At 70.9% G+C, this 22,334-nt stretch carries 17 protein-coding genes and 1 riboswitch; of the genes, 7 read left to right on the forward strand and 10 right to left on the reverse strand.

Annotated elements, in window-relative coordinates; genetic code table 11:
• Positions 1–62: 62 nt before the first annotated feature.
• Complete coding sequence (locus ACFT2C_RS15090; RefSeq protein ID WP_377207877.1) at positions 63–833, reverse strand: C40 family peptidase; 771 nt, start codon at positions 831–833, stop codon at positions 63–65.
• Between the two features lie 2 nt (positions 834–835).
• A riboswitch (cyclic di-AMP (ydaO/yuaA leader) is annotated at positions 836–1,028 on the reverse strand.
• 195 nt (positions 1,029–1,223) lie between these two features.
• Positions 1,224–1,940 carry an iron dependent repressor, metal binding and dimerization domain protein gene (locus tag ACFT2C_RS15095; RefSeq protein ID WP_377207878.1) on the reverse strand — a complete coding sequence of 239 codons (717 nt, stop codon included), beginning with the start codon at positions 1,938–1,940 and terminating at the stop codon, positions 1,224–1,226.
• Positions 1,941–2,023: 83 nt separating this feature from the next.
• On the opposite strand from ACFT2C_RS15095, the gene serC reads away from it, so the two are divergent.
• From serC to ACFT2C_RS15120, 5 genes are all read left to right on the forward strand, one after another.
• Positions 2,024–3,133 carry a phosphoserine transaminase gene (gene serC / locus ACFT2C_RS15100; protein ID WP_377207879.1) on the forward strand — a complete coding sequence of 370 codons (1,110 nt, stop codon included), beginning with the start codon at positions 2,024–2,026 and terminating at the stop codon, positions 3,131–3,133.
• Positions 3,134–3,285: 152 nt separating this feature from the next.
• Positions 3,286–4,104: an MHYT domain-containing protein gene (locus ACFT2C_RS15105; protein ID WP_377207880.1), complete on the forward strand. Its 819-nt coding sequence runs from the start codon at positions 3,286–3,288 to the stop codon at positions 4,102–4,104.
• Positions 4,105–4,260: 156 nt separating this feature from the next.
• Positions 4,261–4,704, forward strand: coding sequence for a MarR family winged helix-turn-helix transcriptional regulator (locus ACFT2C_RS15110; protein ID WP_377207881.1), 444 nt, complete (start codon positions 4,261–4,263; stop codon positions 4,702–4,704).
• Entirely contained in the window at positions 4,701–6,005 is a 1,305-nt protein-coding gene (locus tag ACFT2C_RS15115; protein ID WP_377207882.1) for an MFS transporter, read from the forward strand. Before ACFT2C_RS15110 ends, ACFT2C_RS15115 begins: the two co-directional genes overlap by 4 nt.
• Before the next feature lie 287 nt (positions 6,006–6,292).
• Positions 6,293–7,336 carry a type IV toxin-antitoxin system AbiEi family antitoxin domain-containing protein gene (locus ACFT2C_RS15120; RefSeq protein WP_377207883.1) on the forward strand — a complete coding sequence of 348 codons (1,044 nt, stop codon included), beginning with the start codon at positions 6,293–6,295 and terminating at the stop codon, positions 7,334–7,336.
• Between the two features lie 87 nt (positions 7,337–7,423).
• Here the strand turns inward: ACFT2C_RS15120 and ACFT2C_RS15125 are convergent, their stop codons facing one another.
• The 4 genes from ACFT2C_RS15125 to ACFT2C_RS15140 form a co-directional block, all read right to left on the reverse strand.
• The gene (locus ACFT2C_RS15125; protein ID WP_377207884.1) at positions 7,424–8,887 is read right to left on the reverse strand and encodes an NCS2 family permease; all 1,464 of its coding nucleotides are present in this window, start codon (positions 8,885–8,887) and stop codon (positions 7,424–7,426) included.
• Positions 8,888–8,906: 19 nt separating this feature from the next.
• The gene (locus tag ACFT2C_RS15130) at positions 8,907–11,009 is read right to left on the reverse strand and encodes an acyltransferase family protein (RefSeq protein ID WP_377207885.1); all 2,103 of its coding nucleotides are present in this window, start codon (positions 11,007–11,009) and stop codon (positions 8,907–8,909) included.
• Between the two features lie 97 nt (positions 11,010–11,106).
• Positions 11,107–11,655, reverse strand: coding sequence for a CAP domain-containing protein (locus tag ACFT2C_RS15135; RefSeq protein ID WP_377207886.1), 549 nt, complete (start codon positions 11,653–11,655; stop codon positions 11,107–11,109).
• A 59-nt stretch (positions 11,656–11,714) separates the two neighbouring features.
• The gene (locus ACFT2C_RS15140) at positions 11,715–12,560 is read right to left on the reverse strand and encodes a CAP domain-containing protein (protein ID WP_377207887.1); all 846 of its coding nucleotides are present in this window, start codon (positions 12,558–12,560) and stop codon (positions 11,715–11,717) included.
• A 235-nt stretch (positions 12,561–12,795) separates the two neighbouring features.
• On the opposite strand from ACFT2C_RS15140, the gene ACFT2C_RS15145 reads away from it, so the two are divergent.
• Together ACFT2C_RS15145 and ACFT2C_RS15150 are read left to right on the forward strand one after the other, a co-directional pair.
• Positions 12,796–13,752 carry a sulfotransferase family protein gene (locus ACFT2C_RS15145; protein WP_377207888.1) on the forward strand — a complete coding sequence of 319 codons (957 nt, stop codon included), beginning with the start codon at positions 12,796–12,798 and terminating at the stop codon, positions 13,750–13,752.
• Positions 13,749–14,708, forward strand: coding sequence for a sulfotransferase family protein (locus ACFT2C_RS15150; RefSeq protein WP_377207889.1), 960 nt, complete (start codon positions 13,749–13,751; stop codon positions 14,706–14,708). The genes ACFT2C_RS15145 and ACFT2C_RS15150 overlap by 4 nt, the downstream gene beginning before the upstream one ends.
• Positions 14,709–14,750: 42 nt before the next feature.
• Here the strand turns inward: ACFT2C_RS15150 and ACFT2C_RS15155 are convergent, their stop codons facing one another.
• The 4 genes from ACFT2C_RS15155 to ACFT2C_RS15170 all read right to left on the reverse strand — a co-directional run bounded on the left by ACFT2C_RS15155 (position 14,751) and on the right by ACFT2C_RS15170 (position 22,324).
• Positions 14,751–17,816: a tetratricopeptide repeat protein gene (locus ACFT2C_RS15155; protein ID WP_377207890.1), complete on the reverse strand. Its 3,066-nt coding sequence runs from the start codon at positions 17,814–17,816 to the stop codon at positions 14,751–14,753.
• Between the two features lie 165 nt (positions 17,817–17,981).
• Positions 17,982–21,086: a tetratricopeptide repeat protein gene (locus ACFT2C_RS15160; RefSeq protein WP_377207891.1), complete on the reverse strand. Its 3,105-nt coding sequence runs from the start codon at positions 21,084–21,086 to the stop codon at positions 17,982–17,984.
• A gap of 238 nt (positions 21,087–21,324) precedes the next feature.
• Positions 21,325–21,783, reverse strand: a complete 459-nt coding sequence (locus ACFT2C_RS15165) for a hypothetical protein (protein WP_377207892.1) — start codon at positions 21,781–21,783, stop codon at positions 21,325–21,327.
• Between the two features lie 70 nt (positions 21,784–21,853).
• Positions 21,854–22,324 (reverse strand): hypothetical protein, encoded by a 471-nt coding sequence (locus ACFT2C_RS15170; protein ID WP_377207893.1) that lies wholly within the window; start codon positions 22,322–22,324, stop codon positions 21,854–21,856.
• Between the last annotated feature and the right edge of the window lie 10 nt (positions 22,325–22,334).

Consider the following 22,334-nt stretch of genomic DNA (forward strand, 5'->3'; position numbering starts at 1 on the left):
CCTGTCCGAGGAGACTCGGACAGGCGCTCTACTTCGCGGATCACGGTACTGCGCGGCTGAGGTCAGCCCATGCGGACGAACGTCGGGTTCGACTGCCAGATGGGGCGGAAGTCGACCACGGTGCCCGGCTTGGAGGCGTCGATCATGGTGTTGCCACCGGCGTAGATCGACACGTGCCCGGGGGTCCACATCAGGTCGCCGGGCTGCGCCTCGGACGCCGGCACGACGGTGCCGTAGCCCGGCTGCGCCGACGACGAGTGCGGCAGCGAGATGCCGAGCTGGCCGAACACGTAGGCGGTGAACCCGGAGCAGTCGAAGCCGCTCGGCGTGGATCCGCCGGAGACGTAGGGGACGCCGATGTAGCGGCTCGCGATCGAGATCACGGAGTTGCCGATCGCCGACGCGGGAACGTCGACGGAAGCGGCAGCCTCAGCGGCCTCGGCGGCGGCAGCCTCAGCGGCTTCCTCGGCCTCCTCGGCGGCGATCTGTGCCTGGTACTCGTCGTTCTCTGCAGCGGAGACCACGGAGACCGCGGTCTTCTCGACGTTGAGCTCGGCGTCGGCGGCGACGGTCACCACGGGAGCGTTGGCCAGCGCCTCCCGGGCCTGCGACGTCAGAGCGTTGAGGTCGACCGAGTTCATCTTGGCGTGGCCGGTCTCCACCGGAGCGGCCTGGGCGGCCATAGCGCCGCCGAAAGTCGAGACAAGAAGCGCGCCACCGGCAGCGGCGACAGCGGTACGGCGACCGACTGCGGCGTTGTGGGCGAGCTCGGTGAGCGGAGTCACGGGTCGTCGCGCAGCACGATGGCGTGCGCTGGTCGTACGTGCAGTCACGTAGTACCTCTCCTTGAACGCCTTCGAGGTCAGCTGTCGGGTTCGGGTGGGAGAAATCACCCGGCCGTGCACTCCCGAAGGAATACCCGGCTTCACCCCGAGGACGCGCCCTGGCGCCCGATGGTGGGTCCCCCGCCTCTGTCATGCGGTCGTCTTGGGGCCCCGGCCGGTGACAGAGTTCGGCGTCCGTCCGAGGACTCCCACGAATAGCTCCGCGGGAGCGGTCCGAACGTACCGGACCTCACCCGTGATGTCACGTTCCGGCAACGAATGCCATGACGTGTCGGAAGTGCGGCGTCACCTTTCCGGCAAAACAGACCGTTCGGGCGGGGCCCAGCCGGTCCGGGGACGGCCCGCGGCCGCGGCTCGGGCGACGCCCGGGGCCGCGGTTCAGGCCGTCGCGACGAAGAGGTGGCGGGCCAGGTCCTCGCCCAGCTCGAGCGTCGTCCCCGCGCCGTCCACGGTCACGGTGTAGGTCCCGTCGGTGAGCTCGGCGGTGATGCGGGAGCCGGGCACGATGCCGGCGTCCGACAGGCGGGCGAGCAGCTCGACGTCGGTCTGCAGCGGCTCCGCGATGCGGGTGAGCGACGCCGCCAGCGGCTCGCCCTTGATGCCCTTCTTGGCCGCGGCCTCGAACGCCGACGGCAGCGAGATCACGCCCGTCAGGAACGGCACGTCGGTGTAGGCCTCGCCGAGCTCGGACAGGCCGGGGATCGGGTTGCCGTACGGGTCGTGGTGCGGGTGGTCGAGCAGGCCCACCAGGCGCTTCTCGACGAGGTCGCTCATCACGTGCTCCCAGCGGCAGGCCTCGACGTGCACGTGCTCCCAGTCGAGCTTGATGACGTCGGTCAGCAGGCGCTCCGCGAGGCGGTGCTTGCGCATCACGCGCATCGCCTTGTCGTGGCCCAGCTCGGTGAGCTCGAGGTGGCGGTCGCCCGTCACGATCACCAGGCCGTCGCGCTCCATCCGCGCCACCGTCTGCGACACCGTCGGACCCGAGTGCCCCAGACGTTCCGCGATGCGCGCGCGCAGGGGCGTGATGCCTTCCTCGTCGAGCTCGTAGATCGTCTTGAGGTACATCTCGGTGGTGTCGATCAGATCCGTCACGTCAGCTCCCGTCATGCGCGCAGCCGCCTCGTCGCCCTGGACTCGTGCGGCCACGGCGTCGGCCCAGGTCCTAGTCTAGTTCTGTGCCACTGACAATCCCGACACACCTGCTGCCCGCCGACGGCCGATTCGGTTCCGGCCCGTCCAAGGTGCGCCCTGCCCAGGTCGATCATCTCGTGGCGAACGCACACGTGCTCGGTACGTCGCACCGCCGGCCGCCCGTGAAGGACCTGGTCCGCCGCATTCGCGAGGGTGTCATGGAGCTGCTCGGCGCGCCCGACGGCTACGAGGTCGCGCTCGGCAACGGCGGCTCCACCGCCTTCTGGGACGTCGCCACCCTGTGCCTCGTGGAGCGCAAGGCGCAACACGCGGCGTTCGGCGAGTTCGGCGGCAAGTTCGCCACCGCGACGTCGCGCGCGCCGTTCCTCGAGCCCTCCCAGGTGATCTCGGCGGAGCCGGGCTCGGTGGCCTATCTCGCGGCGGCCGACGACGTCGACACCTACGCCACCCCGCACAACGAGACCTCCACCGGGGCGATGGCCCCGGTGCTGCGCCCGTCCGGGCCCGACGGCGCCGTCGTGCTCACGGACGCGACGTCGGGCGCGGGCGCGCTGCCCGTGGACCTGAGCCAGACCGACGCCTACTACTTCGCCCCCCAGAAGGCGTTCGCGGCCGACGGCGGCCTGTGGCTCGCCGTCCTGTCCCCCGCCGCGGTCGAGCGCGCCGCGCGCGTCGAGGGCTCGGGGCGCTGGGTGCCGGAGTTCCTGTCGCTCACGGCGGCGATCGAGAACTCGCGGCAGGACCAGACGCTCAACACGCCGGCCGTCGCGACGCTGCTGCTGCTGGCCGACCAGGTGGAGTGGCTGCTCGCCCAGGGCGGGCTCGAGTGGTCGACGAAGCGCAGCGCGACGTCGGCCGAGATCCTCTACTCCTGGGCCGAGGCGCGGGAGTGGGCGACGCCGTTCGTCGCGCGCCCCGAGGAGCGCTCCACGGTGGTCGGCACCATCGACCTCGACGAGCGGATCGACGCCGGCCGGCTGATCGCCGAGCTGAGCGCCAACGGCGTCCAGGACGTGTTCGCGTACCGGAAGCTCGGACGCAACCAGCTCCGCATCGGGATGTTCCCCGCCGTCGACCCGGACGACGTCGCGGCACTTACTGCCTGCGTCGACTATCTCGTCGAAACCTTCTGACCAGCGCGATCACGTCCGCAATATCCTGTCGACGGGTAGTTCTGCCTATTGTCCGGGGTACAGGGACTCTGTAACGTTTCCGCAACAGAGGGAACCATTCGAGGGGCTGTTCAAACACCATGCCAGTGATCGACCACTTCACATTCGGGATCGTGACGCCTTTGCTGGCGTACGCGATCTCGTGCACCGGCGCTGCGACGGGCCTTGCGTGCACGTCTCGTGCCCGAGCGGCTTCGGGCGGCGCGCGCGCGGTGTGGCTCGTCTTCGGTGCCATCGCCCTTGGCGGTACCGGCATCTGGGTGATGCACTTCGTCGCCATATTGGGCTTCTCCGCCTCCGGCGTCACCATCCGGTACGACGTCCCCGAGACCCTCCTGAGCGCGGCGATCGCCATCGTCGTGGTCGGTGCGGGCCTCTTCATCACCGAGCTGGGCAAGCGAAAGCTCCCGGCGATGCTCGTCGGCGGTGCCCTCGCGGGCGCCGGCGTCGCGGCCATGCACTACATGGGCATGGAAGCGATGGAGATGTCGGCGGAGGTCGTCTACAACCCGACCTATGTGATCGCCTCGGTGATCATCGCAATCGTCGCGGCGACCGCCGCGCTGTGGTGCACCGTCCACATCCGGGGCACGCTCGCCACGATCGTGGCCACCCTGATCATGGGGCTGGCCGTCACCGGCATGCACTACACCGGTATGGCAGGCGTCTCCGTGATCAACCCCGTGGACAGCGTGCCGGCCGGCGCGTCCACGATGCAGCTGCTCGTTCCGCTCGTGATGGCGGTGAGCGTCGTGACGTTCCTGCTGATCCTCGGGATCGGCCTGTGGCCGACCGAGGACGAGCTGCGCACCCAGGCCGAGTTCGAGAACCGGCTCAAGGCGCACAGCGAGCAGGGCCGGCGGTTCGAGAACGTCCAGCAGGAGGTCCAGCCGGGTCCGGCCCAGTTCGCGCAGTCGCACCGCGCGCGCTGACTCCCAGCAGCTTCACCGAGGCAGGTCCGCGAAGTAGAGCGCCTGTCTGAGTCTCCCCGGCGATACCGGGGAGGCTCGGACAGGCGCTCTACTTCGCGGACCTGGTGTGACCGCACCCACGTACCGTTAGCAAGGCTAATGATCTAGGATGGTGCGGTGTCGAGCTCCCGCAGATCCAGCCGAAGCCCGGCCACCGTCGGCGGTGACCTCCGTGTCGCCCTCACCCGCATCTCCCGCCGGCTGCGCGCCGAACGAGGCGAGGCCGACCTCCCCGAGGGCCAGTTCGGGATCCTGACAGTGCTGCACAAGCACGGCGAGATGTCCCCTGGTTCCCTCGCCGAGCACGAGCGGGTCCGCCCGCCGTCGATGACCCGGGCCGTGAACACCCTGGCGGAGCTCGGCCTCGTCGAGAAGGTGGAGCACGCGACGGACCGCCGCCAGGTCGTCGTCCGGCTCACCGCCGCCGGCGTGCGCGAGGTGGCCGAGACCCGGCGTCGTCGGGACGCGTGGCTCACCAAGCAACTGTCCACCCTGACCGTAGAGGAGAGAGAGATCCTTGCGGGAGCCAACGAGCTCCTCATCCGGATCGCCGCTCGATGAGCGCAACTTTTGCCAGTCTGAAATACCGCAACTACCGCCTCTGGTTCGCCAGCGCTCTCGTCGCCAACATCGGCACCTGGATGCAGCGCGTGACCCAGGACTGGGTCGTACTGACCCTCCTCACCGACAACTCCGGCGTCGCCGTCGGCATCGTCACCGCACTGCAGTTCATCCCCCACATCTTCCTGTCCGCGTGGGCCGGGCTGCTCGCCGACCGCGTCGACCGCCGCAAGCTCCTGATGCTCACGCAGGGAGGCATGGGCGTGCTGGGCCTCGGGCTCGGTGTGCTGGTGCTGTCCGGCGCGGCCGAGCTGTGGCACGTGTACGTGTTCGCGACCCTGCTGGGCGTCGTGAGCGCGATCGACGGCCCCGTGCGCCAGACGTTCGTCGCCCAGCTCGTGCCGACCAAGCGGCTCGCGAACGCCGTCGGGCTCAACTCGACGAACTTCAACGCCGCGCGGCTCATCGGGCCCGGCGTGGCGGGCCTGCTCATCGCCGCCGTCGGCAGCGGATGGGTGTTCATCATCAACGGCATCGCGTTCGGTGCCGTCATCATCTCGCTCACCCGGATGCGCGACCTGCACGCGCTCCCGATCGCCTCGCGCGCCAAGGGGCAGATCCGCGAGGGCCTCGCCTACATCCGCGGCCGCAGCGACATCGTGGTGATCATGGTCGTCATGGGCGTGGTCTCGACGTTCGGCCTGAACTTCCAGCTCACCTCGGCCATGATGGCGCGCGTCGAGTTCGGGCGGGGCGCCGGCGAGTACGGCATCCTCGGGTCCGTGCTCGCGATCGGCTCGCTCGCCGGCGCGCTCCTCGCGGCCCGCCGCGAGCGGCCGCGCGTGCGGCTCGTGCTGGGTGCGGCGTTCGCGTTCGCGATCGCCATGGGCATCCAGGCCGTTATGCCGACCTACCTCGGGTACCTGCTGATGTGCATCCCTGTCGGCTTCGCGTCGCTGACCATGCTGACCTCGGCCAACGCGGCGATCCAGCTCTCGGTGGCGCCCGAGCTGCGCGGCCGCGTCATGTCGATCTACGTCATGGTGCTGCTCGGCACCACGCCCCTGGGCTCCCCCGTGGTCGGCTGGATCGGCGAGACGTTCGGGCCGCGGTACGCGGTGCTGATCGGCGCCGTGGCGACGCTGCTGGTCGCCGTGCTCGCGACCGTGTGGGCGTATCGGACGTGGCACGTCCGCGTGCGCGCCCGGCTCTCCCGCTCGCACCGCATCCCCCGCCCGTACCTCCAGGTCACCCACCCGGACATCGTGGCGGAGCCCGAGCGGCAGACGTTGGCGGCGTAACGCGTCGCGGCCGCAAGAGAGGTCCGCTTCGAGAACACGATCTGGCACGGGTTTCGGCTCAAAACCATGCTGGACTGCGTTTTCGAGGCGGACCTTTCTGCGGAGCTTCGACGACGGCGGCGGCGCCGGCGGTGACTCGCTCCGACAAATCACACGCGTTCCGGAGAGACCCCCGCGACGGTGCTCCAACGGAGAGAGCGCGACCGCAGGGCTCAGCACGCCTCCCCTGTCCACAGCGATCGGCACCAACGCCGTCGGCCACCTCCAAGGTCTGCTGCGATCGGCGCATGCCAAAGCCCTTCAAGATCCCCGCCGACGCCAAGCCCACCCTGGACAGGCAGCAGGGCCTCCTGACGAACCGCCAGTGCGACGAGTTCGGTATCAGCCGTCAGACCCGCTCCCGCCTCGTCCAGCAGGATCGCTGGCGCCGGCCCCTGCGCGGCGTCTACGACACGGACCCGGTCCCGCTCGAGGCACGGGTCCGGGACGACTGGTTCACCCACGCCGAACGGTGGCGGACGTGGCTGGCGTTGCTCTCTCACGGCCCCGAGACGATCGCCGTGGGCACCGGGGCGCTCGTCCTGCACGGCGTGCAGGGGTTACCCCGGGACTTCGAGCCTGAGGTAGCGATGCCCGACGGGTCATGGCGGGCCAGTCGCTTCGGGACCGTGCGGCAATACACGTCGTTCCCCACGATCCAGATCGGCGACCGGGACGTAGCCCGGATCGACCATGCACTCGCCCAGGGACTCCCCGGCCTCCCGCGGGACAACGTCCTGGCAGTCCTCGACGACGTCGCCCGTCGGCGCGCCATGACGCCGGCCAGGCTCGCCGCCGTCCACGACCTGCTGCGGGGCCGGCCGGGCGCCGCCCATGTCCATGATCTGTTCCCACTCGTCGACAAGCGGTCTGAGTCAACGGCCGAGTCGTCCGTGCGACTGTCGTTTCACGACAACGGCATTCCACCCGACGACATCCAGGTCCGGATCACGATGGACGGCACGGTCGTGGCGCGCGTCGACTTCATCTGGCGGCTGCCGGACGGTCGCTGGCTCGTCGTCGAGGTCGACGGCGTCGGCCCGCACAGCACACCCCAGGCGCTGGTCCGTGACGCGCCCCGCCAGAACCAGCTCCTGTCGTCCGGACTGGTGATCATGCTCCGGTTCAAGCCCAAGGACAACGACAAGCCGGGCGGGATCGGGAAGCAGGTCGCGAGGGTGCTGAAGAAGCACGGCTGGCGCCCCGGTCAGTACCCCACCCCGGGCGCGGCGCTCACCCTCACCCCGGCCACCCCTCCCGCCCGGCAGCCGCGCGGTGAAGGTCCGCCTTGAGAACTCGATCTTGCATGAGTTTCGCCCCAAACCCATGCAAGATCCTGTTCTCGACGCGGACCTTGCGACTCGACCCGCCCCCCCGGGTCAGATGCCCAAGGCGGTGCGGATCGGGCCCAGGAGGAAGTAGACGACGAACAGGGCCGCCGCCACCCAGAGCAGCGGGTGCACCTTGCGGGACTTGCCTACGGCGATCTTGAGCAGCACGAACGAGATCACGCCCGCCCCGATGCCGACGGTGATCGAGTACGCGAACGGCATGAGCACCATGGTGAGGAAGGCCGGGATGGCGACCTCGAGGTCGGTCCAGTCGATGCCCGTCACCTGGACGACCATGAGGAACCCGACGATCACGAGCACGGGGGTCGCCGCCTCGTGCGGTACGACCTCCACCAGCGGCGACAGGAACGTCGTCAGCAGGAACGCCACACCCGTGGTGACGGCGGCGAGCCCGGTCCGGGCGCCGTCGCCCACGCCGGACGCCGACTCGACGTACGCCGTGTTCGAGGAGACCGAGCCCGCGCCGCCCGACACCGCGGCCAGCGAGTCGACGATCAGGATCTGGGTGGTCCGCGGCGGGTTGCCCTTCGCGTCGAGCAGCCCGGCCTCGCCGCCGATGGCGACCATCGTGCCCATCGTGTCGAAGAAGTCGGCCATGAGGAGCGTGAACACCAGCAGGATCACGGCGACGGGGCCGATCTTCTCGATCGACCCGAACAGCGAGAACTGGCCGATCAGCGAGAAGTCGGGCAGCGCCACCACCGAGTCCGGCAGCGCCGGGACATTGAGCGCCCAGCCGCCGGGGTTGTCCTCGCTGCGCCCACCGATGCTGGCGACGGCCTCGACGACCACCGCGAGCACCGTCGACGCGATGATCGCGATGAGGATGCCGCCCCGCACCTTGCGCACCATCAGGACGGCAGCGAGCAGCAGGCCGAACGCGAACACGAACAGCGGCCACGTGCCGACCGACCCGGCCATGCCGAGCTCCGTGGGGGTCGCCAGGGACGCGGGGATGCGCACGAAGCCGGCGTCGAACACGCCGATGAACGCGATGAACAGGCCGATGCCGACACTGATCGCGATCTTGAGCTCCCGCGGCACGGCGTTGAACACGGCCTCCCGGAAGCCGGTGACCACGAGGAGCAGGATGACGAGGCCCTCGAGCACCACGATGCCCATGGCGTCGGCCCAGGTCATGCCCGGCAGGGCGGCCACGGAGTACGCGACGACGGCGTTCAGGCCGAGGCCCGCCGCGAGCGCCAGCGGGAAGTTCGCGACGAGCCCCATGAGGATCGACATGACGCCGGCCACGAGGGCGGTCGCCGCCGCGATCGCCGCCAGGTCCCCGCCCGTGGAGTTGCCGCCGAGGAACTGGCCGGTCCCGTCGGGCACGTTGCCGAGGATCAGCGGGTTCAGCACGACGATGTAGCTCATCGTGAAGAAGGTGACGAGCCCGCCGCGCACCTCCGTCCACACCGTGGAGCCGCGTTCGCTGATCTTGAAGAACCGGTCGACGGCGCCCCGCGCCTGGGCCTGGTCGTGAACCATGGTCCGCTGTTCCCTTTCGTTACCCGTTATCGCTTACCGACGCGCTCCTGCTGACGGCGGCCCTGCTGGCGGCGGCCCTGAGCATCTTCTCCACGGCCGGCACCTGGGTCAGCACGTAGTCCACGCTGAGGTGGTGGAAGTCCCGGTAGACGGGGTGGCTCGTGTCACCGACGCCGCAGCGGTCGGCGTCGCACGTCTCGGACCAGACGCCGTCCCAGGTCGTCACACCGTACTTCTTCCAGATGCCGGCGCTGATGCCGGGCAGCTCGCCGTTGGACTCCTCGGCCTCCGCGCGGGTCATGCTGCAGTCGCCGAGCCCGGGCCAGGGCCGGGTGAGGCACTCGAGCGGGTCGACGTCGAGCTGCGGGTTGTCCTTGACCGCCACGACGTCGGGGGTCACGGCGGTGAGGTGCGCGAACAGCGCGTCGTTCGCGCTCGTCCAGGCCGCGCGCACCTCGTCCTCGGTCATCAGGGTGCCGTCGGCGTGCTGCATGCGGTTGGCGTAGATCTGGGCCTGGCTGACGACGACGGCGTCGGGCCGCAGGTCGTCGACGACGCGCAGGGACTCGGCCTGGAAGCCGCCGCAGGACCCGCGCTCGGCGGGCTGCTGCACGTTGATCTCGGCGGCGGGGCAGCCGTGCCGCCAGCGGACGGCGAGGCGCAGGCCGGTGTCGGCGGCAGCGGCGTCGAAGGCGGGGACCCACATCATGGTGTGCGAGTCGCCAAGGAGCAGCACGGTGGTGTCGGCCTTGACGTCGCCGAGCATGCAGACGTCGGTGCCCGACGTCGTCTCGGTGATCTCGGTGCAGCCGTAGGGCTTGGGCTCGGCGCCGGCCGCGACGGCGGAGGCGTACGGCTCGCGCTCCAGCACCGCGCCCGTTGCGACGCGGGTGCCGACGCTGAGGGCGCCCACGGCGAGCCCGATGACCGCGGTGACGGCGACGGTGCGCCGCCACGACCTCAGGGCCGGGCTGAACCGGATCGGGTTCTCGACCCAGCGGTAGGTCGCGGCGGCGGCGCCCAGCGCGGCGACCGAGGCGAGCACCTTGATCCAGATCGCGTCGTCCTGCACGGCGGCGGTGGTGAGCACCACGAACGGCCAGTGCCAGAGGTACCAGGAGTAGGAGACGTCGCCGATCCGCTGCAGCACGGGCAGGTCGAGCACGCGGTCCACCCAGGTGCCGGACGCCGGGACGCTGCCCGCGGCGAGCACCAGCAGCGCGCCGCCCACGGGCAGCAGGGCGATCGTGCCGGGGAACGGGTCGGTCTCGCGCACGACCACGAAGGACAGCGCCAGCAGCGCGATCCCGGCGGTGCCGAGCAGCGCCCGGAGCAACCGGGGCCGCAGGCGGGTGCGTCCGGCGAGCCGCTCCCACGGCAGCGTCGCGACGAGGGCCGCGCCCGCGAACTCCCAGGCCCGGGTCGGGAGGATATAGAACGCCCAGTCGGGCGCGGCGTCCGTCAGCCAGACCGAGGCCGCCAGCGACACGACGAACGTGCCGGCGAACAGGATCTGCAGCATGCGGCGCGCCGGGACGCGCCGGGTGCGCCGGGCGAGGGCGACGGCCAGCAGGATGAGCAGCGGCCAGAAGATGTAGAACTGCTCCTCGATGCCGAGCGACCACGTGTGCAGGTAGGGGCTCGGGGTGACGGAGTCGGAGAAGTAGTTCTGCCCCTGGTAGGGGAACAGCAGGTTGGAGACGAACAGCATGGAGGCCGCGCCGTGCCAGGCGAGGCGCCCCCAGACCAGCGGCGACAGGAGCAGCACGCACGCGATCAGCGTGACGCTCACGACCAGCGCGAGCGCCGGCACGAGCCGCCGCATGCGGCGGGTCCAGAACTGGACCAGGTCGACCGTCCCGCTGCGGCCGACCTCACGCAGCAGCAGCGAGCTGATGAGGTAGCCGGAGATGACGTAGAAGACGTCGACGCCGGTGAACCCGCCGGGGACCGCGATCCCCGCGTGGTAGACGACCACCGCGAGCACGGCGACGGCGCGGAGCCCGTTGATGTCGGTGCGGAACGCGTGACCGGCTCCGGGAGCCGGGTCCGACCCTGGACCGCGGGGCTCCGGGGTTGGCCCGGTGGGTCGGTCGACGGCGGTGGTCGTCGCCTGCGCCATTTTTCTCCTGCGGTCGTTCCGGACGGGGTGCGCGGCTCACACCATAACGGGCGCTTCGGGTCGGCTTGACCGCGTATCGCGGAGGGTGTGGGGAGAGTCAACCCAGGAACACATGGGAACAGATCAGCACGGGCGCTGCGGTCGTGCCGCCGTCGCGCACGCAGCCGATGGCGCCCCGCACGAGATCGGCGCTGATGAGGTTGGCCCGGTGCGACGGCGAGTCCAGCCACGCCCGCACCACGTCCTGCGGCGGACGGTCGGTGCGGCTGAGGTTCTCCGCGGCGAGCTTGCCGCCAGGGCAGACCTTCTGCACGGGCGGCAGCGGCGCGTGCACCAGCTCCGGCGCGCCGATCAGCGCCGCTGCCCGCTCGGTCGCGGTGGACTCGAGGCACTCGTCGTGCTGCAGCGCCGGCAGGTCGAGCTGCGCGCGGGCGGCGTTCACGCCGTCCTCCAGGGCGGCCGCGTACTGCTCGCGGTCGGTCAGGTCCACGTCGTCGGACGGCGTCCAGGTCGGCTCGGGCGCGGCAGTCGCCCCGGGCGCCTGCTCGGGTCCGCGCGGGTCGGTGCCGTTCCCCGCCGAGCAGGCGGTGAGCAGCGCGGTGGCCGTCAGGAGCGCGACGGCGAGGCGGGTCGTGGTGCGGAGCACGACCTCGATTCGACACCGCGGCGCGGGCGTCCACAACCGGAACGGGTCCAGGCCACGCTCTAGGCCAGGAACACGTGGGCGCAGATCATGACCGGCGCGGCGGGATCGCCGCCGTCCGGCACACAGGCGACGGCGCCGCGAGTCAGGTCGCCGTTCAGGATGTTGGCGCGGTGGCCCTCGGAGTCCATCCAGCCCTGCGCGGCCTCGGCCGGCGACCACGCGCCCTTGGCCAGGTTCTCCGCGACCGCCGTGGTGGGGCAGGCCTCGAAGATCGGCTCGAGCGGCGCGTGCGCCAGCTCCTGGCCGATCAGCGCCTGGGCCCGCTCCAGCGCGACGTCGTACGCGCAGGCGTCGTGGACCAGGGCGGGCAGGCCGTTCGCGATGCGGTGCCCGTTGACGGCGTCCTCCAGGGCGGCCGCGTACTGGACGGCGTCGGTCAGGTCGGGCGCGGAGCCTGTGCCGCCCCCGTCCCCGCCGCCGGTGCCGCCGGTGCCGCCGCCCGACCCGTCTCCGCCAGGTCCAACGTCGTCGCCCGACCCGGGCGCGGGATCCCGGTCGTCGCCGCGCGACGCCGAGTCGCTGGGCGCCGGCTGCACGTCCACCGCCGCGGACTCCTGGGTGTGCTCCCCCGTGATCGACCCCACCGACGTGGGGTGCGACGTCGGCTGCGACGTCGATGGCGAAGAGCGCGCCACCTCGACGGACGCCGCCGCGCCCACGACGCCGGGGGCTATCCCCGGCGCGGGCATCGGCTCGGCGCCGGGGGCGAGGAGGCCGGCGCACGCCGTCAGGCACACGCCCGCTGCCGCACCCACCGCCAGTGTCAGCACCGCGCGGGCGACGGCCCTGCCCGGGGCGCGCCCCGGCCGGGCCGCGGACGACGTCGTACAGCGTGCTGGGGACACAGGTGCGGACAATACCGGCGATCACGACAGCGCGGAATGCCCGGGGCGCCGCCGTTCGACCTCCCCCGTGACGGCCCCTGTGGCGATGCGCCACCATCCTGGGGTGACGGTCCCGGTCCCGCAGTTCGGGAATGGTGGGGCGATCGGACGATTCGGGTCGCACGCGGCACATTCATCGCATATTTTTGCGGGGCGCCAGCGACCACATTTCCAGCCGACCAGCTGAGGTTTACCGATGTCCGGAACGAGCACGACCAGCATGCCCTGGAACGACCGTCGCATCGCCTTTGTCGGCGGCCTGCATCGCAGCGGGACCACGCTGATAGCGCGAATTATCGGTTCGAGCCCGAGTGCTTCCAGATTGACCGAGACGGGCGCCGTCATGGACGAGGGTCAGCACATTCAGGACACTTATGTGGGCGGGCTGGGCAATACGTCCGAATGGTCGTTTCACCCGCGGGCGCACCTCACCGAGGAGGACGCGCGGCGCGTGCCCGACGCCGGTACGCGGCTCTGGCAGAGCTGGTCGCCCTACTGGGACCTGGACGCCGCGGTGCTCGTCGAGAAGTCGCCGCCCAACCTGACGAAGATGCGCTTCTTCCAGGAGATCTTCCCGGGGTCCCGCTTCATCGTCGTCACCCGGCACCCCGTGGTGCAGGCGCTGGCCGTGCGCAAGTGGGCCACGCGCACCCGCGGGCGGTTCACGTACGGGTTCCCCCGGCTGATCGAGCACTGGGTGCACGCGCACGACGTGTTCGCGGAGGACGCCCTGCACATCGAGAACCTGCTGGTGCTGCGGTACGAGCACCTGATGCGCGACCCCGCGCACGAGCTCGGCCGCGTCGCCCGGTTCCTGGGCATCGACCTCGGCGGTGACGCCGTCGAGGCCGTCGACGCCGGGCACAGCAACCGGTACGCGGAGCTGTGGCGGACCGGGGGCCGGGCCGAGCTCGCGGGCCGGGTCCGGAGCCACGTCGCGGACCTCGGGTCGCGCCGGGGCACGCCCCGGGCCGACCTGCTGCGCTACGTGACCGACGCCGCGCTGCTCCCCCGCTACCGCAACGTGGTCAACGAGCACCTCGGGGACCGGATCCGCGCGCACGGCTACGACCTGGACGCGCTGGACGAGGCCACCCCGTGGGCCCCGGTGGTGCACGGCGCTCCGGCGCCCCTGGCGGCCGACGCCCGATGAGCGCCCCTACCCGCATCGTCTACGTCACCGGCTCCGGCCGCAGCGGCACGAGCACGCTCGCCGGGGTGCTGCGCGAGTTCGGGCTGCAGGTGCCGGGGCCCGAGGTCGAGGCCGACCCGTCCAACCCGCGCGGCTTCTCCGAGCCGCAGTGGGTGGTGGACTTCCACAGCTCGATGCTGCGGTCGGCGGGCGTGCAGACGTCGGACCCCCGCCCCATCGCCTGGCACCTCGTCGACCGCGCGGGCGCCGAGGGGAACGCGCTCGCCCAGATCCGGGCCTGGCTCGACGCCCAGATCGCCGAGTACGGCGACCTCGTCATCAAGGACCCCCGGCTGCTCTGGTTCCTCGAGCTCTGGCAGGAGGCCGCCGCGAGCATCGGGGCCACGGCGTCGTGCATCACCATGCTGCGCCCGCCGGCCGAAGTCGTGGGCTCCAAGGCCGCGTACCACAAGGGCCGGGGCGTGGTGGACCGGGTCGCGGGCTGGATCAACCTCATGCTCGGCACAGAGCTCGCGACGCGGGCGACGCCGCGCGCGTTCGTCCACTACGGCGACCTGATCCACGACTGGGACGAGCCCGTGTTCGCCGCCGCCGCCGCGCTCGACCTGCCGATGGTCGACCCCCGCGACATGGACGCCGTCCACCGCGTCGACGCGTTCATCGACCCCACGCTGCACCGCGTCGAGGTCACGTGGCAGGACGTGCCCGTCCCGGCGCCGCTGCGCGCGCTGGCCGACGACACGTGGGCCGCGCTCGACGCCCTCCCCGGGCACGACGACGCCGGGACCCGCGCCGAGTTCGACCGGCTGCGCGCGCTCTACCCGTACGTGCACCGCAAGGTCGCCGCGTCGCCGGCGCGGCGGATCGCACGCATGATGCCGGCCGACGTGGTGCCGCGCGGCGTGCGGCAGAGCGTCGCGGGAGTGCTGTGGCGGTCGCCGGACGCCGCGGGCTGAGGGCGTCACGGGGCGCCGCGGCTCGGCAGGAAGGCACGGCCGCTAGGCCGCTGGCACGCGCGATGGGGTAGCTGCGGACACCGCCTCGAGCGGGGCATGCAGGTCTTCGGCCTCGGGCATGCCGAGTTCCGTATAGATCGCACGTGCCTGCTCGTAGTGGGTCCGTGCCCGATCGAGGTCACCGAGCGTGCGGTGCGCGTGGCCGATGCCGGCGTTGGCGCGGGCTTGCTGGTGCCGGAGCCCGTCCTCGGTGGCGATCGTGAGCGCGTCAGTGTGCAGGTGCAGGGCGGTTGCTGGGTCGTCGTCGAACTGGGCGACCTCGCCGAGGCCGTTGATCGACCAGGCTTGATCGCCTCGTTTGCCGATCCGCCGAAAGTGGGCCAGCGCCCGCTGGAAGCACTCGCCGGCCGACCCTGGCTCACCCAGGCGAAGGTAGAGAATGCCGAGCGTATCCAGGGCATGGGCCTTGCTGGTCGGGTTGCCCAGCTCCTCGGCGACGGCGAGCGACTGGCGCACGTACTCTGCCGCCGCAGAGCGCCGCCCCCGGCTCAGCTCAGCGTTGGCCAGGTTGTTCAACGCCGTTGGCTCGGCGGACCGGACACCAAGATCCCGGACGATCACCAGGTCCTGTTGAAAGATCTCGACGGCTTGGGCATAGTTACCCAGCCGTTCTTCGACCAGGCCGATGCCGTTCAGCGCTTTCGACTCGCCGAGCCGGTCGCCGGCCTGGCGATACAGGGCGATCGCCTTCCGCAGATCCTCAAGTGCGATCTCGTACCCGCCGCGCTGGTAGCTGATCTGGCTGAGAGCGGTCAGGGTGCGGGCTTCACCCACCAGATCGCCGACCTGCCGGTACCAGGCCAGGGCTCGCCAAAGAAGCTCGGAAGCTGTCTCGTCCTGGCCCATCCAGAAATGGCCGATGCCGAGCTGACACAGTGCGTGGGCCTGACCGTTCAGATCGCCAGCGTCCTCGGCAGCACGCAGCGCGTGACCGCTGAGGGCGACCAGGCCCGTCAGGTTGGTCTCCACCAGGTGGCGGTACAGGATCCGGGCAAGCCCGACGACATAGCCAGATCTCTGGTGATCCGCCGCATGCTCCACGATCGCGACCACACACAGGTACTCGTTCCGCAGCCAGTCGTGCGCCGGACCCGGCTGGGTCAGGTCCGGAGTCGGAGTACCCGGATCAGCGGCGGGAGGGCGGTACGAGACCTCGCCCGGGTACAGGATGTTCACAGCAGCAAAGGCCGAGGCCTGGTAATAACCGAGGAGCCGTTCCTCCGCCTCCTGCCGCTCACCGTCGGTGTCTTCGACGGCGGCCAGATGGATGGCGTAAGCGCGCAACAGGTCGTGCATGCCGTACCGACCCGATCCGGTCCGGTGCAGCAGGTGAGCACTGACCAGCGTCTCCAGGACCCGGCGGGCACGGTGCGGCGCCAGGCCGGTCAGGGCCGCGGCCACGTGGTGGTCAAGGTCTGGCCCGGGATGCAGGCCCAGCCGCCGGAAGGTGCGTGCCGCCTGCTCGGGCAAGTGCTGGATCGACCACGAGAAGACGGCGTGGACCGCAGCGTATGGGTCGCCGCCGGGATCGAGAAGCTCGAGCCGTTCCTGCCGGTCGGTCAGCTCGGCCACGACCTCGGCCAGCGAGAGGTCCGGCCGGGACGTCGCCAACACGGCGGCGACCCGCAGCGCCAGCGGAAGTCGAGCGCACTGGTCCGCAAGGGTCACGGCTGCCTCCGGTTCCTGCTCGACCCGCTCGCCGATCAGACGGCGCAGCAGACCTACGGCTTCTGCCGTCGGCAGCACCTCAAGGTCGACGTGGTACGCACCATGGACGGCGACCAACCCCGCCAAACTGTCTCGACTAGTGACGACAACCAGCGACGAGCCGCTCCCGGGCAGTAGGGGCCGCACCTGGGCCACGCCGCCCGCGTTGTCCAGCACGATCAGCATCCGGCGCCCGGCCAGCTCGCTGCGGTATCTGGCGGCCCGCTCGTCGGCGTCCAGGGGGATGTCACGCGCCGGAACTCCGAGCGCGGTCAGAAACCTGGCGAGCGCATCGGCCGGGCGCATGGGCTGCTCCGGGTCGTACCCGCGAAGGTTCACATACAGCTGGCCATCGGGGAACCGGTCTGCGATCTGATGGGCCCAGTGCACCGCGAGCGCAGTCTTGCCGACTCCAGCGGTGCCGCCGATCGCGGTGATGACCACCGCTCGCGCCGCACGGTCATTCGTGGCGTCGGGCAGCAGCTCGTCCAGGCGCCGCAGGTCGGCGGAACGCCCGGTGAACCCGGCCACGTCGAGGGGAAGCTGCGCCGGCTGATGCAGTCGTCCGACCGGCACGGAGAGGTCTTCTTTGGCGCCGGTAGGCGCGGCTAGCTCGTCGTCGTGCCGCAGGAGCCGCTGGTGCAGCTCACGGAGCGCCGGCCCGGGGTCGCTGCCGAGCTCGTCGGCCAGCCGCTCCTGGACCAGCCGGAAGTGCGCCAGGGCATCGGCCTGGCGCCCGCACCGGTACAGCGCGAGCATCAACTGCCCGGCTAGACGTTCGTCAAGCGGATGAGTCTGCACGGCGGCGGCCACCTCGGGAAGAAGTCGCGCGTGCTCCCCCGATCGCAGCAGCAGGTCGTTGCGGTCGAGGACGGCGGCATGGTGCTCGGCCTCGAGCCGGACCGCCATGGACTCCAGCCAGTCGCTGTCCAGGTCGGCGAACGGCCGACCCTGCCACAGGCCCATCGCTTCCTGCCACAGCGCGCCGGCGACGGCGTCGTCGGCCCGCCTGGCCTGCGCGACGAGCGCACGGAAGCGCTGCAGATCCACAGCGGACTCATCCGCCCGGAGCACATACCCGCCGGACCGGCGTTCAAGAAGGGGCCCGTCGTGGTCGTCGAGCACGCTCCGTAGCCGCGACACGTAGCTGTGCAGGGTCTGCCGGGCGCTGCGTGGCGGCGTCGTGCCCCACACCCGGTCGACGAGCCGATCCAGCGAGACGTGCGTGCCAGGCTCGATCAACAGCGCGGCCAGCACGGTCCGTTGACGAGCCGCGCCGAGCGGGACCTGACCGCGCTCGCTCCGGGCCGAGACGTGGCCGAGCACCTGAAACCAGATCATGGGCGCCAGTACCTCTCCGTCGAGCCGCCGAAGCCAAGCGCGTAGGTGGTGCGCCGGGTGATACATGCACCAGCGCCGACGTGCGAGACGACGTGGCATGGAAGGCGGCGAAGTCCCGCGCAGTCGCTGCCTCGGCAGATTCGCCATGGTCGCTCGGCGAGCTGGTCACGCGGCCGGCACATCGCCCATCAGCTCAAACATATCCGCGGCATCAGGCATGTCGAGCTCGGTGTAGATGAGGTAGGCGTTCTCGTAGTGGATTCGGGCCTGGTCCGGGTCGCCCAGGGCGCGGTGCGCGTGGCCGATCCCGGCGTGGGCACGGGCCTGCTGGTAGCGGCCACCGGCGGCAGTGGCGATCGCGAGTGCGTCGGCGTGCAGGGCCAGTGCGGCGGCGGCATCGCCGGTGAACCGGGCGACCTCGCCGAGACCGTTGGTCGACCAGGCCTGGCCGACCCGCTCGCCGACGACACGAAACTCGGCAAGTGCTCGCCGGAAGCAGTCAGTGGCGGGACCTGGCTCACCCAGGCGAAGGTGCAGGATGCCGAGTGTGTCCAGCGCATGGGCCCTGCCCCGGTCACTACCGAGGTCCTCGATGATCGCCAGCGCCTCCCGCAGGTGGCCGGCCGCCTCGGCGTACCGCTCCAGCCGCATCTCGACGCTGGCGAGATTGTTCAGCGTGACAGCCTCGGACTGCCGGGAACCGATCTCCCGCACGATCCGGAGAGACTCGTACTGGGTCGCGATCGAGGCGGCGTCGTCGCCCAGGCGTCCCTGAACGATCCCGACGTTGCTCAGCGCAACAGCTTCACCGCGCCGGTCGCCGGCCTGTCTGGCCAGCGCAAGCGCGTTCAGGTGATCGTCCAGGGCAGCCTTGTGCTCGCCCAGCTGGTACCTCGTGGAGCCGAGACCGGTCAGCGCCATGCCTTGACCGGCAAGATCCCCGGCCTGCTGGAACAGGGCAAGAGCTCGCCGCAGGTAGTCGAAGCTCGCGCCGTGCTGGCCCATTCTGGTATGGACCACGCCGAGCTGACGGAGTGCGTGGGCCTGACCGATCGTGTCCCCGGCGGCCTCGGCGGCGCGCAGAGCGTGACCGTTGATCGTCAGTACGTCGGTGATGTGGGTGTTGACGAGGTAGAGATGCAGGCTCCGGGCGAGCCCGACAGCACAGCCGAACCTGCCTGTGTCGGCGGCGCGCTCCGCGATCGCCACGATGCAGAACCGCTCAGCCTCCGCCCAGCCGCGAGCGGCGTCGGGCGTGCTGAGGTCCGGTAGAGCAGGACTCGGACTGGATGCCTCGAGCCGGTAGAGCGTCTCCGCCGGGCGGAGGGTGTCGATCGTGGCGACGGCGGCGGCCAGGTAATAGGCGAAGAGCCGGTCCTCTGCCGTCTCACGATCCTGTGCTGTCTCCTCGGTGACGGTCAGTTGGGCAGCATAGGCGCGCAAGAGGTCGTGCATGCCGTAGCGGCCAGGGCCGGTCCGGTGGAGCAGGTGGGCACTGACGAGCGTCTCCAGGACCCGGCGAGCCCGGTTCGGCGCCGAGCCGGTCAGGGCCGCGGCCACGTACTGGTCCAGGTCCGGGCCGGGGTGCAGGCCGAGCCGCCAGAAGGTGCGTGCCGCCTGCTCCGGCAGGTGCTGGATCGACCACGAGAAGACCGCGTGGACCGCAGCGTATGGGTCGCCGCCTGGATCAAGCAGTTCGAGCCGTTCCTGCCGGTCGGCCAGCTCGGCCACGACGTCGGCCAGGGGACGGTCGGGCTGGGACGTCGCCAGCACGGCCGCGACCCGCAGCGCCAGCGGAAGCCGGGCGCACTGCTCGGCGAGCGTCGCGGCAGCCTCCGGCTCCGCCACCACCCGCTCGCCGATCAGCCGGTGCAGCAGGTCGACCGCCTCGGCGTCCGCCAGCAGATCGAGACCGACCTGGTGGGCACCGTGGACGGCGACCAGCCCGGCCAGGCTGTCCCGGCTGGTCACCAGCACCAGCGACGAGCCGCTTCCGGGCAGCAACGGCCGCACCTGTGCAACGTCGCCGGCGTTGTCCAGCACGATCAGCATCCGGCGTCCGGCCAGCTCGCTGCGGTATCTGGCGGCCCTCTCGTCGTCGTCCAGGGGGACCTCGCGCTCCGGGACGCCGAGCGCGGTCAGGAACCGGGCGAGGGCGTCGGCGGGCCGCATCGGCTGCTCCGGGTCGTAGCCCCGAAGGTTCACGTAGAGCTGCCCGTCGGGAAATCTGTCGGCGACCCGGTGCGCCCAGTGCACCGCGAGCGCAGTCTTGCCGACCCCGGCGGTCCCGCCGATCGCCGTGATCACGACCGCACGGGACGCGTCGTCGTTCGCGGCATCGGGCAGCAGCTCGTCGAGGCGCCGCAGGTCGTCGTCGCGCCCGGTGAACCCGGCCACATCGAGGGGCAGCTGGGCGGGCCGAGGCGCGCGGCCGACGGCGGCGGCAGCGGAGGCGCCGGCGCCGGCCTCGGCGTGGGCGGCACCGTCGACGACGGCGGCAGCCTGACCGCCCGGACCCGATGGGCCGGGCCGCGCAGCCAGCTCCGGATCGTGCCGCAGAATCCGCTGGTACAGCTCGCAGAGCGCCGAACCGGGATCACTGCCGAGCTCGTCGGCCAGCCGTTCCTGGACCAGCCGGAAGTGCGCAAGGGCATCGGCCTGACGCCCGCACCGGTACAGCGCGAGCATCAGCTGCCCGGCCAGACGTTCGTCGAGCGGGTGCGTCTCCGCGAGGGCGGCCACCTCAGGCAGGAGCCGCGCGTGCTCGCCGCGACGAAGCAGCAGGTCGTGCTGGTCAAGAGCGGCCGACTGGCGCTCTGCCTCGAGCGTCACGGCAAGGGACCGCAGCCAGTCGCTGTCCAGGTCGGCGAACGGCTGGCCCCGCCAGAGGGCCAGGGCGTCCTGCCACAGGGAGTCGGCGCGGCCGTCGTCGGCGCACCTCGCCTGCGCCACCAGCGCGCGGAACTGGTGTAGGTCCACGGTCGCCGCGTCGACGTCGAGCGCGTAGCCGCCCGACCGACGGACGGGCGCCGGGCCGCCCGCGTCATCGAGCACGGACCGCAGCCGCGAGATGTAGCTGTGCAGGGTCTGCCGCGCGCTCCGCGGCGGCGACGTGCCCCATACCCGTTCGACCAGCAGGTCGAGCGAGACCGGCACGCCCGGCTCCACCAGCAGCGCCGCCAGCACGGCCCGCTGACGCGCCGTGCCGAGCGGGACCGGCCCGCCGTCGCTCAGGGCGGACACGTGACCGAGCAGCTGGAACCGCACCATCGTCTCCCCCTGCCTCGGCGTAGAGCATCCGGAGGCAAGAGACTAAGTGAGGCGGTGAACCGCGCGACACGTCATTGCGGCGTCGCGCAAAGGGTTGCAGTTGCGTCCCTTCAGGCGGTAGGCGCCGCCCCGGAACACCTGGTCGACGGCGGCCGGAGCAGGGCGCCGGCCCGACGACGGCGTCAGACGTACGGGTCGCCCGGGGGACCCGTACGTCTGACACGTCCATACGGAATCGTCAGTGCAGGAAGTGGGTGCCGCAGTCTGCCTCGCGCACCCACTTGTGGGAGCTGATCGAGTTCCAGGCCTGGTAGGAGCCGGACCCGCCGGTCAGGTAGTCACCGTAGAGCTGGCTGACGTAGAACTCGGACTTCTTGATGCAGCTCCAGTTGCCCTGGTAGGACACCCCGCTGTAGACCTTGACCGCCATTCCGGAGGTTCCCTTGTGCAGCAGCGAGTGAGCCTTGTTCCCGTCGGAGCCCTGGAACCCTCCGGAGGAGTCGGACCAGCTCGAGTCGTTGCCGGTAGTGCTGCCCAGCTTGCCGGAGCAGTTCATGAAGTCGAAGGCGTAGAAATTTCCCGACGTCGCGTTGTGCCACGCGGTGTCACAGGCTGTCGAGGCCTGCGCGCTCATGGGGAACAGCGCCCCCGCGAGCACGAGGCCCAGCGTCGCGAGCAGGACAGAGATCTTGCGCATTATTGCTCCTTCATATCGTTGGATGTTTCTGCTTCGTCAGGTCTCTCGCCTCAGGGCAAGAGACGGAAGTTCAGTGCAGGAAAGCGCCGCCGCACGACGATTCCTCGACCCACTTGTGAGAGCTGATGGTGTTCGACGCCTCGACCGAGCCGGAGCCCGGACCGCCGCCCGTCAGGTGGTCGTCCTGGAGGTTGCTGACGTAGTACTCGGACTTCTTGATGCACGAGTAGGCGCCCGCGTAGCCGGTCTTGTCGTAGACCTTGACGGCCATCCCGGACGAGCCCTTGTGCAGCAGCGAGGACGCATTGTTGCTGTCGCTGCTCTGGAAGCCGCCGGCAACGTCGCCCCAGTTCGAGTCGTTGCCTGAGTCCTTGCCCAGCGTGTTGTCGCAGTTGAGGTAGTCGTAGGCGTAGAAGTAGCCCGACGACGCGTCGCGCCACTCGGCGTCGCAGTTGATCGACGCCTGGGCGCTGGTCACGGGGAACAGCACGCCTGCGGCCACGAGGCCCAGCGTCGCGAGCAGCACGGAAACCTTGCGCATGATTCCTCCT

The sequence above is a fragment of the Promicromonospora sp. NPDC057138 genome, assembly GCF_042670845.1.
GTDB lineage: Bacteria > Actinomycetota > Actinomycetes > Actinomycetales > Cellulomonadaceae > Promicromonospora.

Excerpts from the sequence above, each read along its gene's own strand:
- ACFT2C_RS15170 (WP_377207893.1), bottom strand. The coding sequence starts at position 22,324 with ATGCGCAAGGTTTCCGTGCTGCTCGCGACGCTGGGCCTCGTGGCCGCA.
- ACFT2C_RS15130 (WP_377207885.1), bottom strand. The coding sequence starts at position 11,009 with ATGGCGCAGGCGACGACCACCGCCGTCGACCGACCCACCGGGCCAACC.
- ACFT2C_RS15125 (WP_377207884.1), bottom strand. The coding sequence starts at position 8,887 with ATGGTTCACGACCAGGCCCAGGCGCGGGGCGCCGTCGACCGGTTCTTC.
- ACFT2C_RS15150 (WP_377207889.1), top strand. The coding sequence starts at position 13,749 with ATGAGCGCCCCTACCCGCATCGTCTACGTCACCGGCTCCGGCCGCAGC.
- ACFT2C_RS15120 (WP_377207883.1), top strand. The coding sequence starts at position 6,293 with ATGCCAAAGCCCTTCAAGATCCCCGCCGACGCCAAGCCCACCCTGGAC.
- ACFT2C_RS15155 (WP_377207890.1), bottom strand. The coding sequence starts at position 17,816 with ATGATCTGGTTTCAGGTGCTCGGCCACGTCTCGGCCCGGAGCGAGCGC.
- ACFT2C_RS15160 (WP_377207891.1), bottom strand. The coding sequence starts at position 21,086 with ATGGTGCGGTTCCAGCTGCTCGGTCACGTGTCCGCCCTGAGCGACGGC.
- ACFT2C_RS15165 (WP_377207892.1), bottom strand. The coding sequence starts at position 21,783 with ATGCGCAAGATCTCTGTCCTGCTCGCGACGCTGGGCCTCGTGCTCGCG.
- ACFT2C_RS15115 (WP_377207882.1), top strand. The coding sequence starts at position 4,701 with ATGAGCGCAACTTTTGCCAGTCTGAAATACCGCAACTACCGCCTCTGG.
- ACFT2C_RS15145 (WP_377207888.1), top strand. The coding sequence starts at position 12,796 with ATGTCCGGAACGAGCACGACCAGCATGCCCTGGAACGACCGTCGCATC.